Below are 15,160 nucleotides of genomic sequence, written 5' to 3' on the forward strand. Positions count from 1 at the left end.
GATCTATGACCGTACGCGTAGCGATTAATGGCTTCGGTCGCATCGGGCGTAATGTGGTTCGTGCTTTGTATGAATCCGGACGTCGGGCGGAAATCACCGTGGTGGCAATCAATGAACTGGCGGATGCTGCTGGCATGGCGCATTTATTGAAGTATGACACCAGCCACGGACGCTTCGCCTGGGATGTGCGCCAGGAAAGAGATCAGCTTTTTGTGGGTGATGACGCTATTCGTGTGCTGCATGAGAACAGCATTTCCGGGCTACCCTGGCGTGAACTGGGTGTAGATGTCGTGCTTGACTGTACCGGTGTGTATGGCAACCGCGAACACGGCGAAGCGCATCTGACAGCAGGCGCGAAAAAAGTCCTGTTTTCTCATCCCGGAAGTAACGACCTCGACGCGACCGTCGTGTTTGGCGTCAACCAGCATGAGCTGCAAGCCGAGCACCGCATTGTTTCCAACGCCTCCTGCACCACCAACTGCATTATTCCGGTCATCAAACTGTTAGACGATGCGTATGGCATTGAATCCGGCACCGTAACCACGATTCACTCCGCCATGCACGATCAGCAGGTTATCGACGCCTATCACCCGGATTTACGACGCACTCGCGCGGCGAGCCAGTCAATCATCCCGGTGGACACGAAACTGGCTGCAGGGATCACCCGAATTTTCCCGCAGTTTAATGACCGTTTCGAAGCGATTGCCGTGCGTGTTCCGACGATAAACGTCACCGCAATCGACCTCAGCGTGACGGTGAAAAAACCGGTAAAAGCCTGTGAAGTCAACCTGTTGCTGCAAAAAGCGGCACAGGGAGCATTTCATGGTATAGTTGACTATACGGAATTACCGTTGGTCTCAGTAGATTTTAACCACGACCCGCACAGCGCCATCGTGGATGGCACGCAGACGCGAGTCAGTGGTGCGCACCTTATCAAGACGCTGGTCTGGTGTGATAACGAATGGGGCTTTGCTAACCGAATGCTCGACACCACGTTAGCCATGGCCGCAAAAGGTTTCAGGTAGAGCGCACCTTGCGCTTGCAAAACTTTAAGAATCAACGAGAGGATTCACCATGTCTGTAATTAAGATGACCGATCTGGATCTGGCAGGTAAACGCGTTTTCATCCGTGCCGATCTGAACGTACCGGTTAAAGATGGCAAAGTGACCAGCGACGCGCGTATCCGTGCATCTCTGCCAACCATTGAACTGGCTCTGAAGCAGGGCGCTAAAGTGATGGTCACCTCCCACCTGGGCCGTCCAACTGAAGGCGAGTACAACGAAGAGTTCTCTCTGCTGCCGGTTGTTAATTACCTGAAAGACAAACTGTCCAACCCGGTTCGCCTGGTGAAAGATTACCTGGACGGCGTAGACGTTGCCGAAGGTGAGCTGGTTGTTCTGGAAAACGTTCGCTTCAACAAAGGCGAAAAGAAAGACGACGAAACCCTGTCCAAAAAATACGCTGCACTGTGCGACGTATTCGTGATGGATGCATTCGGTACTGCGCACCGTGCGCAGGCATCTACCCACGGCATCGGTAAATTCGCAGACGTCGCGTGTGCGGGTCCTCTGCTGGCTGACGAACTGGAAGCACTGGGTAAAGCACTGAAAGAACCTGCTCGCCCAATGGTCGCTATCGTTGGTGGTTCTAAAGTGTCTACCAAACTGACCGTTCTGGATTCCCTGTCTAAAATCGCTGACCAGCTGATCGTTGGCGGTGGTATCGCGAACACCTTCGTTGCCGCTCAGGGCCACAACGTGGGTAAATCCCTGTACGAAGCAGACCTGGTTGACGAAGCCAAACGCCTGCTGGGTACCTGTGATATCCCGGTTCCAACTGACGTTCGCGTGGCGACCGAGTTCTCCGAAACCGCAACCGCGACCCTGAAATCTGTAAACGACATCAAAGACGAAGAGCAGATTCTGGACCTGGGCGACGTTTCTGCACAGAAACTGGCTGAAATCCTGAAAAACGCAAAAACTATCCTGTGGAACGGTCCTGTTGGCGTGTTCGAATTCCCGAACTTCCGCAAAGGGACTGAAATCGTGGCTAACGCAATCGCAGACAGCGAAGCGTTCTCTATCGCAGGCGGTGGTGACACCCTGGCAGCAATCGACCTGTTCGGTATCGCTGACAAGATCTCCTACATCTCCACTGGTGGCGGCGCATTCCTCGAATTCGTGGAAGGCAAAGTACTGCCAGCAGTAGCAATGCTCGAAGAGCGCGCTAAGAAGTAAGCCATTCAAGGGCAGGGAAACCTGCCCAATTTTCAGCGCGCTTTTAAAAGCTCGCACCTTTTCTAACGGCCGAAGATACAGGACTAAGCAACATGTCTAAAATTTTTGATTTCGTAAAACCTGGCGTTATCACTGGTGATGACGTACAGAAAGTGTTCCAGGTAGCTAAAGAAAACAACTTCGCTCTGCCAGCAGTTAACTGCGTAGGTACCGACTCCATCAACGCCGTACTGGAAACCGCTGCAAAAGTTAAAGCACCGGTTATCGTTCAGTTCTCTAACGGCGGCGCTGCGTTCATCGCAGGTAAAGGCGTGAAAACTGACATTCCTCAGGGTGCTGCTATCCTGGGTGCTATCTCTGGTGCGCACCACGTTCACCAGATGGCTGAACACTACGGTGTTCCAGTTATCCTGCACACTGACCACTGCGCGAAGAAACTGCTGCCGTGGATCGACGGTCTGCTGGACGCGGGTGAAAAACACTTCGCGGCAACCGGTAAGCCACTGTTCTCTTCTCATATGATCGACCTGTCTGAAGAGTCACTGCACGAAAACATCGAAATCTGCTCTAAGTACCTGGCGCGCATGGCCAAAATGGACATGACCCTGGAAATCGAACTGGGTTGCACCGGTGGTGAAGAAGACGGCGTGGACAACAGCCACATGGACGCTTCTGCCCTGTACACCCAGCCAGAAGACGTTGATTACGCTTACACCGAGCTGAGCAAAATCAGCCCACGCTTCACCATTGCAGCGTCCTTCGGTAACGTGCACGGCGTTTATAAGCCTGGTAACGTGGTTCTGACCCCGACCATCCTGCGCGATTCTCAGGAATACGTGTCCAAGAAACACAACCTGCCGCACAACAGCCTGAACTTCGTCTTCCACGGCGGTTCCGGTTCTTCTGCTCAGGAAATCAAAGACTCCGTAAGCTACGGCGTAGTGAAAATGAACATCGATACCGACACCCAGTGGGCAACCTGGGACGGTATTCTGCAGTACTACAAAGCGAACGAAGCTTACCTGCAGGGCCAGCTGGGCAACCCGAAAGGCGAAGACCAGCCGAACAAGAAATACTACGATCCACGCGTATGGCTGCGCGCTGCTCAGACGTCCATGGTGACCCGTCTGGAGCAGGCTTTCAAAGAACTGAACGCGATCGACGTTCTGTAATTTAAGCTGCTGACAGCATCAGAAGGCCCGCAAATGCGGGCCTTTTTTTATGCTTTTTCAATATCCTGCAATACCTGTTTTTGTGATCTGTTTGGCAAAGCCGGTGCTTTTTGTTTACCCTTTACTGACCTGCCTGTCTCCATGGGGGATGGATTTTGTGTTTTGGTTTAACAAAAGGAAGAATAAATGGAACAACTCGATGTTGTAGACAGCATCAATAACGCCGGTAACTGGCTGGTGCGCAACCAGGCCCTGCTGCTGAGCTATGCCGTGAACATTGTCGCGGCGATTGCCATCATCATCGTCGGGATGATCGTGGCGCGTATCGTGTCGAACGCCGTCAACCGTGTGATGGTCGCACGACACATTGACGCCACGGTGGCTGACTTCCTCTCCGCACTGGTGCGCTACGGCATTATCGCCTTCACGCTGATTGCCGCTCTGGGCCGTGTTGGGGTGCAAACCGCCTCCGTGATTGCCGTTCTTGGTGCCGCCGGTCTGGCTATTGGTCTGGCACTGCAGGGCTCGCTTTCAAACCTGGCGGCGGGCGTACTGCTGGTGACTTTCCGTCCGTTCCGTTCCGGTGAGTATGTTGACCTTGGCGGCATCGCCGGTACCGTGTTGCAGGTACAGATTTTCTCTACCACCCTGCGTACCGTCGATGGTCGTATTGTGGTGGTACCGAACGGGAAAATCATTGCGGGCAATATCATTAACTTCTCCCGCGAGCCGGTGCGTCGTAACGAGCTCATCATCAGCGTGGCGTATGATTCCGATATCGATCAGGTGAAGTCGCTGATCGCAAATATCATCGCCTCTGACGACCGCATTCTGAAGGACCGCGAGCAGACGGTTCGCCTGAACGAACTGGGTGCTTCCTCTATTAACTTCGTGGTGCGTATCTGGAGCAAAAGCAGCGATCTGCAAAACGTTTACTGGGATGTGCTGGAGCGCATCAAGCGCGATTTCGACGCCAACGGCATCAGCTTCCCTTACCCGCAGATGGACGTAAACGTCAAAAAAGTCAAAGAAGCAGAATAACGTCACCCGTAGGCCCGGTAAGCGCTCGCGCCACCGGGTTTAACTTTTATAAGCTCCGCTAATACCCAATTAATATTATCCATTTCCTCTAATGTGATTCGCGCAGTATAGTCAGCCTTCAGAACAACACTGCGAGAAAATCGTCATGCTATCTTATTATTTTCAAGGGCTTGCCTTAGGTGCGGCCATGATCCTTCCGCTCGGCCCGCAAAACGCCTTCGTGATGAATCAGGGCATTCGTCGCCAGTATCATCTGATGATTGCCCTGCTGTGCGCGGTGAGCGATCTGCTGCTGATTTGCGCCGGCATTTTTGGCGGCAGCGCGCTGCTGATGCAGTCCCCCTGGCTGCTGGCGCTGGTGACCTGGGGCGGCGTGGCGTTTCTGCTGTGGTACGGATTCGGTGCCCTGAAAACGGCGATGAGCAGCAACATTGAGCTGGCAAGCGCCGAAGTGATGAAGCAGGGCCGCTGGAAGATTATCGTCACCATGCTGGCGGTCACCTGGCTTAACCCGCACGTTTATCTCGATACCTTCGTAGTGCTGGGCAGCCTGGGCGGACAGCTGGACGTTGAGCCGAAACGCTGGTTTGCGCTCGGCACGGTCAGCGCCTCTTTCCTCTGGTTCTTCGGTCTCGCAATTCTGGCGGCATGGCTGGCGCCTCGTCTGCGGACTGCCAAAGCCCAGCGCATTATTAATACCCTGGTGGGGCTGGTGATGTGGTTTATTGCTTTTCAGCTGGCAAAAGAGGGCATTCACCACGTCCAGGAATTGTTCAACTAATCCTTGTCTTATGGACAACTGAGCAAGACCCGCTAAGCTTGCTGGCATGAGCCCTGTTGTTAGGGCACTCTTCGCAACATGGAGGAATGACAGTGAAGTTTAAAGTGATGGCCCTCGCGGCATTAGTAAGTTTCGGTGCGGTGTCGGCGCAGGCAAGTGAACTGCCGGATGGCCCGCACATCGTCACGTCAGGCACCGCAAGCGTGGACGCGGTACCGGATGTTGCAACCCTGGCAATTGAAGTGAATGTGGCGGCGAAAGATGCCGCTTCCGCCAAAAAACAGGCAGACGATCGTGTTGCGCAATATCTCTCTTTCCTGGAACAGAACGGTGTTGCTAAAAAAGACATCAGCTCTGCGAACCTGCGTACCCAGCCCGATTACGACTACCAGAACGGCAAAAGTATCCTGAAAGGCTATCGCGCCGTGCGCACTGTGGAAGTGACCGTGCGTCAGCTGGACAAGCTGAACTCTCTGCTGGACGGCGCGCTGAAGGCCGGCCTGAACGAAATCCGTTCCGTGTCGCTGGGCGTTGCGCAACCGGAGAAATACAAAGACGAAGCGCGTAAAGCGGCAATTGATGATGCCATTCATCAGGCGGAACAGCTGGCGTCTGGCTTCAAGAGCAAGCTTGGCCCGGTATACAGCGTGCGTTACCACGTCTCTAACTACCAGCCAAGCCCGATGGTTCGGATGATGAAGGCGGACGCCGCGCCGGTTTCTGCTCAGGAAACCTACGAGCAGCCAACGATTCAGTTCGACGATCAGGTTGATGTGGTGTTCCAGCTGGAACCCGTTGCAGCACAGCCGAAACCTGCACAATAATCAATAGGCCGGGTAAGGCGTAGCCGCCACCCGGCTTTTCATTTTAATCCTGTCTCAACACCTTATGTCCAAACGCCAGCAGCGCATCAGTCACGTTGCGCATCATGCGGCTTTCTGGCGCAAAACGGTGCCAGTAAAGCATCCGGCGCTGATACAGCCCCGGCGTCAGGTCAATCAACTCACCGCTTTTCAACTCTTTCTCAATCTGTAAATGCGGGATCATGCAGCAGGTGGTGCCCTGACGCGCCAGCTGCACGAAAGCTTCGGACGAGTTAACGATATGACACGGCACGCTGCCCGGCGGCAGGTCGAAGTTTTGCTGCAAAAACGCCTGGTGCATATCGTCCAGATGGTCGAACGCCACGGCAGGCGCCTTCAGCAGCGCGGCGCGGGTGACGCCATTCGGGAAGTAGCGCTCCGCAAAGGCTTTTGAACCGACAAACAGGTAGTCGAGCGCGCCCAGCTGATCGACAAGACAGCTTGGCAGGGCCTGAGGCTGGATACTGACCGCCCCAACCACTTCGCCGCGACGCAGGCGCTCCTGGGTGCGGGTTTCATCTTCGACCTGAAGATTCAGGCGGATAGGGGAGTCGGCCAGCACCGGCGCAAGGGCCGGCAGCAGCCAGGTCGCCAGACTGTCGGCGTTCACCGCCAGCGAGAGCAGCAGCGGCGTGGAACCCGTTTGTTCGTCACCCAGCCACTCGTCTTCCAGCAGTTCAACCTGACGCAGCAGGGCGAGAAGCTTTTGCCCTTGCTCCGTTGGGCGCGGCGGTACGGTACGCACCAGCAGCGGCTGCCCGAACATGTTTTCAAGCTGTTTGATACGCTGTGATACGGCGGACTGGGTGATGCACAGCTTTTGCGCTGCGCGCTCAAAGCCGCGTTCACGAATAACTGCATCAAGTGCCTGTAGTGTTCTGTAGTCCGGACGTTTCATTGCTCTGGCTGGCTCCTAAATTTTGCTTAATCTGCACTATGACACAATTTTCCCTTCCTGGCAGACGAAATCCATTCGACGTGTTCTATAATGCGCCCTGAGTTTTCACACCACAGGCAAAACGATCATGACGCAGGATGAACTGAAAAAAGCAGTAGGATGGGCCGCTCTCCAGTACGTACAGCCAGGGACCATTGTCGGTGTTGGTACGGGGTCAACGGCGGCGCACTTTATCGATGCACTGGGCACGATGAAGGGGCAGATCGAGGGCGCGGTTTCCAGCTCCGATGCGTCCACGGAAAAGCTGAAAAGCCTCGGCATTACCGTTTTCGATCTCAACGAAGTGGATCGTCTGGGCATTTACGTTGATGGCGCGGATGAAATCAACGGCCATATGCAGATGATCAAAGGCGGCGGCGCGGCGCTGACCCGTGAAAAGATCATCGCCTCCGTGGCGGACAAGTTCATCTGCATCGCGGATGCCTCCAAGCAGGTCGACATTCTGGGTAATTTCCCGCTGCCGGTTGAAGTGATCCCGATGGCGCGCAGTGCGGTTGCCCGTCAGCTGGTGAAGCTGGGTGGCCGTCCGGAATACCGTCAGGGCGTGGTCACCGACAACGGTAACGTCATCCTCGATGTTCACGGTCTGGAGATTCTCGACGCGATTGCGCTGGAAAACGCCATCAACGGCATTCCAGGCGTCGTCACCGTAGGGTTATTTGCCAACCGCGGCGCGGATGTGGCGCTGATCGGTACGGCTGACGGTGTGAAAACCATCGTAAAATGATCTGACGGGGGGAGTGCTCCCCCCGCTAAAAAATTTTTGAAAAGCTAAATTTGGTGACTTGTGTCACGCTTTTCCGCCTCTTTTGCCGATCCTGCCACGTTTGTAAATTTCCTCAGCATTTTACTCTGTCATTTTGCCCTGTATGACTTTTCTTCAGAGTGCCGACGCAAACGTTCATATTGCTGCAATAGTTTTTTTTGATATGTTGGCTACAGCGGATTTCAATCCAGCACAACATCAGTTCAGATAAAAACAGGGTCGGGGAAATGGCAAAGGTATCACTGGAGAAAGACAAGATTAAATTCCTGCTGGTCGAGGGCGTGCATCAGAAAGCGCTTGATAGCCTTCGTGCGGCGGGTTACACCAACATCGAATTTCACAAAGGCGCGCTGGACACGGAAGAGCTGAAAGCCGCCATCCGTGATGCCCACTTCATTGGCCTGCGATCCCGTACCCACCTGACTGAAGACGTGATTGCCGCGGCAGAAAAGCTGGTTGCTATTGGCTGTTTCTGCATCGGCACCAACCAGGTCGACCTGAACGCTGCCGCAAAACGCGGTATCCCGGTCTTTAACGCCCCGTTCTCTAACACCCGTTCCGTGGCGGAGCTGGTAATTGGCGAGCTGCTGCTGCTGCTGCGCGGTATCCCGGAAGCTAACGCCAAAGCGCACCGTGGCGTGTGGAACAAACTGGCCGCGGGCTCATACGAAGCTCGTGGGAAAAAGCTGGGTATCATCGGCTACGGCCACATCGGTACCCAACTGGGGATCCTGGCGGAATCGCTGGGGATGCACGTCTACTTCTACGATATCGAAAGCAAGCTGCCGCTGGGTAACGCGACGCAGGTACAGCATCTTTCTGACTTGCTGAACATGAGCGACGTGGTCAGCCTGCACGTGCCGGAAAACGCCTCCACCAAAAACATGATGGGCGCGGAAGAGCTGGCGCTGATGAAGCCGGGATCTCTGCTGATCAACGCCGCGCGTGGTACGGTGGTCGATATCCCTGCGCTGTGCGATGCGCTGAAGCGTAAGCATCTGGCGGGGGCGGCCATCGACGTGTTCCCGACGGAACCGGCCACCAACAGCGATCCGTTTAACTCTCCGCTGTGCGAATTCGACAACGTGATCCTGACGCCGCACATCGGCGGTTCTACTCAGGAAGCGCAGGAGAATATCGGTCTGGAAGTGGCGGGTAAGCTGAGCAAATATTCCGACAACGGTTCAACGCTCTCTGCGGTGAACTTCCCGGAAGTATCTCTGCCGCTGCACGGCGGTCGTCGTCTGCTGCACATCCACGAAAACCGTCCTGGCGTGCTGACCGCCATCAACCAGATTTTTGCCGAGCAGAGCGTTAACATTGCCGCCCAGTATCTGCAAACCAACTCGCAGATGGGTTATGTGGTTATCGATATTGAAGCCGATGAAGATGTTGCTGAGAAAGCGCTGCAGAGCATGAAGGCCATACCGGGAACGATTCGCGCGCGCCTGCTGTACTGATGGTGCGGTCTGTGGTGTCGGGTGGCGGCTACGCCTTACCCGACCTACGTTGAGCTTTTGTAGGCCGGGTAAGCGTAAGCGCCACCCGGCTTTATGCTACCAAAGCCACGTTTTACCTGGCGTTACCACCGCAGGCAGCGGAATATCCCATTTCTCCACCGGCAACGCCTCCACGCACTGACAATCATGCGCGTAGCCTACCGGCTGCAGCCTGTACTGCTGCCAGTTTTGCAGCGTTCGGTCATAGAACCCCCCGCCCATGCCTAAGCGCTGTCCCTGCTCATCAAACGCCACCAGCGGCGTAATCAGCACGTCCAGCTCGGACAGCGGTAATACGTCGCGCACGTCGAGTTTCGGCTCGGTGATTTTCAGACGATTCACCACCAGCTCGCTGTGCGGATGGTAGTGCAGAAACAGCAGATTGCCCCGGCTGAACTGATGCAGTACCGGCAGGTAAACTTTTTTCCCGGCGCGCCAGAGCTGGTCGATAAGCGGCTGGGTGTCCAGTTCGCCGTCAAACGAGAGAAACAGCGCGACGGTGTTTGCCATCACCACGGGCGGATAGGCCATCATGCGGGCAGCGGCCTGCTGCGCAAAGTGTGCTTGTTGTTCGGACGTAAGGGCGCGACGACGCTGGCGAATGAGCTGACGGATGTCCTGGCGCGAAGCAGAAACTTCAGGGAATTGAGTCATGGTAGTCGGTAGAAGAAGAGAGAGGGAATCTCCGAGATGCCGCCGCAGGCTGTAACCCTTGAACCCTTGGTTCAAGGTGAATGTGTCGTCATAGTTTTAAGGCTTCTCGGACGAACCGAGCATGCTCACCAACCATGGAGCGCCACATTCTTGTGGTATGAAATATCGGCTCAGGGGACTGGCCCGCTTGCAAACATCTCAGAGAAATTTTGTCTTCACAGTTACTCTACCATAGTCAACTGCGAAGTGTTATTCAAACTTTGGTCCCGGTCTTTCGGGATTGCGACCTTGATCAAGCAACGCCTGTTCAATGGTCTGCTGGAGCATTTTAATGCGCTGCTCCATGCTAGCCGCGTAATCGCGGGTCTTCGCTTTTTCCTGAGTCAGTTCATAGCTGATGTTCAACGCGGCGATGAAAACCAGCTGCTCAGTATTTGTGACTCTAGTGCGTTCTTTTAGATCTTGCAACCGCTGATTCAAATCGTCCGCAGCCTGATTCAAAGCATCCCTTTGTTCAGGTGGACAATTCACTCGCAGTGAACGGCCAAAAATCTGGAGATCGACGGGTTGTGCAGACATGCCACCTTCCTGCTGATTGACTGCGCTGCCTTCGCTTACTGCCCCGGGGGCTGCGAAGGGGCGACACTATAGCTACCCTGATGTGAAGATACAAGCCCTTTTCTGGTATCACCAGGGTCCAAAGTGGTAGCATATCATGAATATCCTCCCTTTGATGACGAATGCGTATGTCTATACAGAACGAAATGCCTGGTTACAAGGATTTAAACCAGTTACTGAACCAGCAGGGCGTCGGTCTTACCCCTGCCGAAATGCACGGTCTGATCAGCGGCATACTGTGCGGCGGAAACAGCGACAGCTCATGGCAGCCGCTGATCCACGACCTCACCAACGAAGGGCTGGCGTTTGGCCACGAACTGGCGGAAGCGCTGCGAAAAATGCACGCGGCAACCAGCGATTCGCTGGAAGACGATGGCTTCCTTTTTCAGCTTTATCTGCCTGAAGGCGACGATGTCAGCGTCTTCGATCGCGCCGATGCGCTCGCGGGGTGGGTAAACCACTATCTGCTTGGCCTGGGCGTCACCCAGCCTAAGCTTGATAAAGTAACCGGCGAAGCGGGTGAAGCGATTGACGATCTGCGCAACATCGCCCAGCTTGGTTACGATGAAGAGGAAGATCAGGAAGAGCTGGAAATGTCTCTCGAAGAGATCATCGAGTACGTGCGCGTGGCGGCGCTGCTGTGCCACGACAACTTTACGCGCTCGCAGCCGACCGCGCCGGAAGTTCGCAAGCCAACCTTACATTAAGAAAAATAACGCACAGGAGGGTGTCATGGTTATCTCGCAACAAGAGTATTTGCGCCGTCGTCAGGCGCTGCTGGCAAACATGCAGCCGGGAAGCGCGGCGCTAATTTTTGCCGCGCCGGAAGTGACGCGCAGCGCCGACAGCGAATACCCCTATCGCCAGAGCAGCGATTTCTGGTACTTCACCGGCTTCAACGAGCCGGAAGCGGTGCTGGTGCTGATTAAGAGCAATGACACCCACAACCACAGCGTGATTTTCAACCGCGTACGAGACTTAACCGCTGAGATCTGGTTTGGCCGCCGCTTAGGGCAAGAGGCCGCCCCGGAAAAGCTGGGCGTTGACCGCGCTCTGGCGTTTAGCGAAATCAACCAGCAGCTCTATCAGCTGCTTAATGGCCTCGACGTGCTCTACCACGCGCAGGGCGAATACGCCTACGCCGATGAGATTGTTTTCAACGCGCTGGAAAAACTGCGTAAAGGCTCGCGGCAGAACCTGTCCGCGCCCGCAACCCTCACGGACTGGCGTCCGGTGGTGCACGAGATGCGTCTGTTCAAATCTGAAGAAGAGCTGAACGTGCTGCGCCGTGCGGGCGAAATCAGCGCCCTGGCGCACACCCGCGCGATGGAAAAATGTCGTCCCGGAATGTTTGAATACCAGCTGGAAGGCGAAATTCACCACGAATTTAACCGCCACGGCGCGCGTTATCCCTCCTACAACACCATCGTTGGCGGCGGGGAAAACGGCTGCATTCTGCACTACACCGAAAACGAAAGCGCGCTGCGCGACGGCGATCTGGTGCTGATTGACGCCGGTTGCGAATATCAGGGCTACGCGGGCGACATCACGCGTACCTTCCCGGTGAACGGCAAGTTTTCGCCAGCGCAGCGGGCGATTTATGACATCGTTCTCGAATCACTCGAGACGGCGCTGAAGCTGTATCGCCCGGGCACCTCCATTCAGGAGGTGACCGGTGAGGTGGTGCGCATCATGATTACCGGGCTGGTTAAGCTTGGGATCCTCAAAGGGGATGTCGATACCCTGATTACCGAGAATGCTCACCGCCCGTACTTTATGCACGGCCTGAGCCACTGGCTGGGGCTGGACGTGCACGACGTGGGCGCGTACGGCCCTGAACGTTCGCGCGTGCTTGAACCGGGCATGGTGCTGACCGTCGAGCCGGGCCTGTACATCGCGCCGGATGCCGACGTGCCAGAGGAATACCGCGGAATTGGCATTCGTATTGAAGACGACATCGTCATCACCGAAACCGGCAACGAAAACCTGACCGCGAGCGTGGTGAAAAAAGCGGACGATATCGAGGCGCTGATGGCAGCGGCGCGCGTATGAGCGTGATTATCGTTGGCGGCGGCATGACTGGCGCCACGCTGGCGTTAGCCATCTCGCATTTGACGAAGGGGCAGCTTCCGGTGCATCTGGTTGAAGCCGTCGCGCCGCAGGCGAAGAATCACCCTGGGTTTGATTCCCGCGCCATTGCCCTGGCGCAGGGCACCTGCCAGCAGCTATCCCGCATTGGCATCTGGCAGGCCATCGCCGACTGCGCTACCGCCATTAATACCGTGCACGTGAGCGATCGCGGTCATGCCGGGTTTGTGACGCTGGATGCCCATGATTACCGTATTGACGCGCTGGGTCAGGTCGTTGAACTGCACGATATTGGCCTGCGCCTGTTCCGCCTGTTACAGGACGCGCCGGGCGTCACGTTGCACTGCCCGGCACGCGTTGCCAGTTTCACCCGCAGTGAAGACGCGGTCAGCGTAACGCTGAACAATGGCACCGTGCTTGACGGACAGCTTCTGGTGGCGGCTGACGGGTCGCGCTCGGCGCTCGGCACCCAGTGCGGCGTAGAGTGGCGGCAGCAGCCTTACGGGCAGGTCGCGGTCATCGCGAACGTCTCGACCGCAGCAGAACACAACGGCCGGGCGTTTGAGCGCTTCACCCAGCACGGCCCGCTGGCGATGCTGCCGATGACGGGCGGGCGCTGCTCGCTGGTCTGGTGCCACCCGCAGGAAAAGGCCGAAGAGGTTAAATCCTGGTCCGACGAACGTTTTTGTACCGAGCTGCAGAAAGCCTTTGGCTGGCGGCTGGGGCGTATTACCCATGCCGGGAAACGTGCGGTCTATCCACTGTCGTTAACCACGGCATCACAGTCTGTTTCTCACCGCGTGGCGCTGGTCGGCAACGCGGCGCAAACCCTCCACCCCATCGCCGGTCAGGGCTTTAACCTTGGCCTGCGGGATGTGATGAGCCTGGCCGAAACGCTTTCGCAGGCGTGGAGCGAACAAAAAGACTGTGGCGCTTACCCGGTGCTAAGCCATTACCAGACGCGACGTCAGGCCGATAAAGAGGCGACAATTGGCGTCACCGATGGTTTAGTCCATCTCTTTGCCAATCGCTGGGCGCCGCTGGTTGTTGGCCGCAACCTCGGGCTGATGGCGATGGAACTGTTCATTCCGGCACGTGACGTGCTGGCGCAGCGGACCCTGGGTTGGGTCGCGCGTTAAGGAGTTATCACTGTGCAAAATGTTGATGTTGCCATCGTTGGCGGCGGAATGGTTGGGCTGGCGCTGGCCTGTGGATTACAGGGCAGCGGCCTGCGCGTGGCCGTGCTGGAGCAAAAGCAGCCCCAGCCTGTCGCATCAGATGCCCCGCCGGAACTCCGCGTGTCGGCGATTAACGCGGCCAGCGAAAAGCTTTTGACGCGTCTCGGCGTCTGGTCAGATATCGTCGCCCAGCGCGCCAGCTGCTATCACGGAATGGAAGTGTGGGACAAAGACAGCTTTGGCCATATTGCCTTTGATGATGAAAGCATGGGCTATAGCCATCTGGGGCATATCATAGAGAATGCGGTGATCCACCACGCGCTGTGGCAGAAAGCAGAGCAGTGCAGCGACGTGACGCTAATTGCGCCTGCGCAGATCCAGCAGGTGGCATGGGGCGAAAACGAGGCGTTTATCACCCTGCAAAGCGGCGACATGCTGACCGCGCGTCTGGTGGTCGGTGCCGACGGCGCTAACTCCTGGCTGCGCAACAAGGCCGATATCCCGCTGACGTACTGGGATTACCGCCATCATGCGATGGTAGCAACGATCCGCACCGAAGAGCCGCACGGCGGCATTGCGCGGCAGATTTTCCACAACGACGGCATACTGGCGTTCCTGCCGCTTGCCGATCCGCACCTGTGCTCGATTGTCTGGTCCCTGGTGCCGGAGAAAGCGCAGCAGATGCAGGATGCGACGCCGGAGGCCTTTAACCAGGCGCTGTGCGTGGCGTTTGATAACCGCCTTGGCTTGTGCACGCTTGAAAGCGAGCGGCTGGTATTCCCGTTAACCGGCCGCTACGCGCGTCAGTTCGCCGCGCACCGTCTGGCGCTGGTGGGGGATGCGGCCCATACCATTCATCCGCTGGCCGGGCAGGGCGTTAACCTCGGCTTTATGGACGCGGCGGAACTGGTGGAAGAACTGCGTCGCCTGCACCGTGAAGGTAAAGATATCGGCCAGCATCTGTATCTGCGTCGCTACGAGCGCAGCCGCAAGCACAGTGCGGCGATGATGCTGGCAGGAATGCAGGGCTTCCGCGAGCTGTTTGCCGGGGCAAATCCGGCGAAAAAACTGCTGCGCGATATCGGCCTCAAGCTGGCCGACACCCTTCCCGGCGTCAAACCTCAACTTCTTCGTCAGGCAATGGGTCTTAACGATCTTCCCGACTGGTTACGCTAACCTCGATCCCCGTCACACTTTATTTTCCCGGCCTCTGCGTCGGGGAAATCCCCTCGTTTGAAATATTCTAATTCCACGCCATTTTTCGCATTAGTTATTCTCATGTCGTGATTTTTACGTGACGGAAA

Annotated in this window: 15 protein-coding genes and 1 other RNA gene; 12 read left to right on the forward strand and 4 right to left on the reverse strand. The window is 56.2% G+C overall.

The genetic code is table 11. The annotated features are described in order from the left end of the window. Positions 1 to 5 precede the first annotated feature (5 nt). From epd to IM284_RS16240, 6 genes are all read left to right on the forward strand, one after another. Complete coding sequence (gene epd / locus IM284_RS16215; RefSeq protein WP_047367434.1) at positions 6 to 1,025, forward strand: erythrose-4-phosphate dehydrogenase; 1,020 nt, start codon at positions 6 to 8, stop codon at positions 1,023 to 1,025. Between the two features lie 49 nt (positions 1,026 to 1,074). Then, the gene (pgk, locus tag IM284_RS16220; RefSeq protein WP_028014337.1) at positions 1,075 to 2,238 is read left to right on the forward strand and encodes a phosphoglycerate kinase; all 1,164 of its coding nucleotides are present in this window, start codon (positions 1,075 to 1,077) and stop codon (positions 2,236 to 2,238) included. 92 nt (positions 2,239 to 2,330) lie between these two features. Next, positions 2,331 to 3,410 carry a class II fructose-bisphosphate aldolase gene (fbaA, locus tag IM284_RS16225; protein ID WP_008499731.1) on the forward strand — a complete coding sequence of 360 codons (1,080 nt, stop codon included), beginning with the start codon at positions 2,331 to 2,333 and terminating at the stop codon, positions 3,408 to 3,410. Positions 3,411 to 3,596: 186 nt separating this feature from the next. Further along, positions 3,597 to 4,451 (forward strand): small-conductance mechanosensitive channel MscS, encoded by an 855-nt coding sequence (mscS, locus tag IM284_RS16230; protein WP_003860082.1) that lies wholly within the window; start codon positions 3,597 to 3,599, stop codon positions 4,449 to 4,451. A 145-nt stretch (positions 4,452 to 4,596) separates the two neighbouring features. Then, positions 4,597 to 5,232 (forward strand): arginine exporter ArgO, encoded by a 636-nt coding sequence (argO, locus tag IM284_RS16235; RefSeq protein ID WP_047367435.1) that lies wholly within the window; start codon positions 4,597 to 4,599, stop codon positions 5,230 to 5,232. A gap of 92 nt (positions 5,233 to 5,324) precedes the next feature. Beyond that, positions 5,325 to 6,056 carry an oxidative stress defense protein gene (locus IM284_RS16240; protein WP_028014336.1) on the forward strand — a complete coding sequence of 244 codons (732 nt, stop codon included), beginning with the start codon at positions 5,325 to 5,327 and terminating at the stop codon, positions 6,054 to 6,056. A 43-nt stretch (positions 6,057 to 6,099) separates the two neighbouring features. Here IM284_RS16240 and argP read toward each other — a convergent pair whose 3' ends face one another. Then, the gene (gene argP / locus IM284_RS16245; protein ID WP_003860089.1) at positions 6,100 to 6,993 is read right to left on the reverse strand and encodes a DNA-binding transcriptional regulator ArgP; all 894 of its coding nucleotides are present in this window, start codon (positions 6,991 to 6,993) and stop codon (positions 6,100 to 6,102) included. A gap of 127 nt (positions 6,994 to 7,120) precedes the next feature. On the opposite strand from argP, the gene rpiA reads away from it, so the two are divergent. Together rpiA and serA are read left to right on the forward strand one after the other, a co-directional pair. After that, positions 7,121 to 7,780, forward strand: coding sequence for a ribose-5-phosphate isomerase RpiA (rpiA, locus tag IM284_RS16250; RefSeq protein ID WP_003860091.1), 660 nt, complete (start codon positions 7,121 to 7,123; stop codon positions 7,778 to 7,780). Between the two features lie 266 nt (positions 7,781 to 8,046). Continuing rightward, positions 8,047 to 9,279, forward strand: a complete 1,233-nt coding sequence (gene serA, locus IM284_RS16255) for a phosphoglycerate dehydrogenase (RefSeq protein ID WP_041908347.1) — start codon at positions 8,047 to 8,049, stop codon at positions 9,277 to 9,279. Between the two features lie 96 nt (positions 9,280 to 9,375). Here serA and IM284_RS16260 read toward each other — a convergent pair whose 3' ends face one another. The 3 genes from IM284_RS16260 to zapA form a co-directional block, all read right to left on the reverse strand. After that, complete coding sequence (locus tag IM284_RS16260; protein WP_047367436.1) at positions 9,376 to 9,972, reverse strand: 5-formyltetrahydrofolate cyclo-ligase; 597 nt, start codon at positions 9,970 to 9,972, stop codon at positions 9,376 to 9,378. Between the two features lie 24 nt (positions 9,973 to 9,996). Beyond that, a non-coding RNA gene (gene ssrS / locus IM284_RS16265) (6S RNA) lies at positions 9,997 to 10,180 on the reverse strand. Between the two features lie 41 nt (positions 10,181 to 10,221). Then, entirely contained in the window at positions 10,222 to 10,551 is a 330-nt protein-coding gene (zapA, locus tag IM284_RS16270; protein WP_006811891.1) for a cell division protein ZapA, read from the reverse strand. A gap of 167 nt (positions 10,552 to 10,718) precedes the next feature. On the opposite strand from zapA, the gene IM284_RS16275 reads away from it, so the two are divergent. Genes IM284_RS16275 through ubiI form a run of 4 tightly spaced genes read left to right on the forward strand, consistent with a single transcriptional unit; the run spans position 10,719 to position 15,032 of the window. Continuing rightward, on the forward strand, positions 10,719 to 11,297 hold the full coding sequence (locus tag IM284_RS16275) for a YecA family protein (protein WP_028014333.1): 579 nt from the start codon (positions 10,719 to 10,721) through the stop codon (positions 11,295 to 11,297). Positions 11,298 to 11,328: 31 nt separating this feature from the next. Next, positions 11,329 to 12,642 (forward strand): Xaa-Pro aminopeptidase, encoded by a 1,314-nt coding sequence (pepP, locus tag IM284_RS16280; protein ID WP_120247341.1) that lies wholly within the window; start codon positions 11,329 to 11,331, stop codon positions 12,640 to 12,642. Beyond that, a complete protein-coding gene (gene ubiH, locus IM284_RS16285) occupies positions 12,639 to 13,817 on the forward strand; it encodes a 2-octaprenyl-6-methoxyphenyl hydroxylase (protein ID WP_047367437.1) in 1,179 nt (392 codons plus the stop codon). The genes pepP and ubiH overlap by 4 nt, the downstream gene beginning before the upstream one ends. A 12-nt stretch (positions 13,818 to 13,829) precedes the next feature. Continuing rightward, positions 13,830 to 15,032 (forward strand): FAD-dependent 2-octaprenylphenol hydroxylase, encoded by a 1,203-nt coding sequence (gene ubiI / locus IM284_RS16290; RefSeq protein ID WP_047367438.1) that lies wholly within the window; start codon positions 13,830 to 13,832, stop codon positions 15,030 to 15,032. Positions 15,033 to 15,160 lie beyond the last annotated feature (128 nt).

Origin of the sequence: Enterobacter cloacae complex sp. P12RS (assembly GCF_014895875.1) — a bacterium.
GTDB lineage: Bacteria > Pseudomonadota > Gammaproteobacteria > Enterobacterales > Enterobacteriaceae > Enterobacter > Enterobacter bugandensis.

What these genes read in the sequence shown, in the direction of transcription:
- epd (WP_047367434.1), top strand. Translation starts at nt 6, where the DNA reads ATGACCGTACGCGTAGCGATTAATGGCTTCGGTCGCATCGGGCGTAAT.
- pgk (WP_028014337.1), top strand. Translation starts at nt 1,075, where the DNA reads ATGTCTGTAATTAAGATGACCGATCTGGATCTGGCAGGTAAACGCGTT.
- fbaA (WP_008499731.1), top strand. Translation starts at nt 2,331, where the DNA reads ATGTCTAAAATTTTTGATTTCGTAAAACCTGGCGTTATCACTGGTGAT.
- mscS (WP_003860082.1), top strand. Translation starts at nt 3,597, where the DNA reads ATGGAACAACTCGATGTTGTAGACAGCATCAATAACGCCGGTAACTGG.
- argO (WP_047367435.1), top strand. Translation starts at nt 4,597, where the DNA reads ATGCTATCTTATTATTTTCAAGGGCTTGCCTTAGGTGCGGCCATGATC.
- argP (WP_003860089.1), bottom strand. Translation starts at nt 6,993, where the DNA reads ATGAAACGTCCGGACTACAGAACACTACAGGCACTTGATGCAGTTATT.
- rpiA (WP_003860091.1), top strand. Translation starts at nt 7,121, where the DNA reads ATGACGCAGGATGAACTGAAAAAAGCAGTAGGATGGGCCGCTCTCCAG.
- serA (WP_041908347.1), top strand. Translation starts at nt 8,047, where the DNA reads ATGGCAAAGGTATCACTGGAGAAAGACAAGATTAAATTCCTGCTGGTC.
- IM284_RS16260 (WP_047367436.1), bottom strand. Translation starts at nt 9,972, where the DNA reads ATGACTCAATTCCCTGAAGTTTCTGCTTCGCGCCAGGACATCCGTCAG.
- zapA (WP_006811891.1), bottom strand. Translation starts at nt 10,551, where the DNA reads ATGTCTGCACAACCCGTCGATCTCCAGATTTTTGGCCGTTCACTGCGA.
- IM284_RS16275 (WP_028014333.1), top strand. Translation starts at nt 10,719, where the DNA reads ATGTCTATACAGAACGAAATGCCTGGTTACAAGGATTTAAACCAGTTA.
- ubiH (WP_047367437.1), top strand. Translation starts at nt 12,639, where the DNA reads ATGAGCGTGATTATCGTTGGCGGCGGCATGACTGGCGCCACGCTGGCG.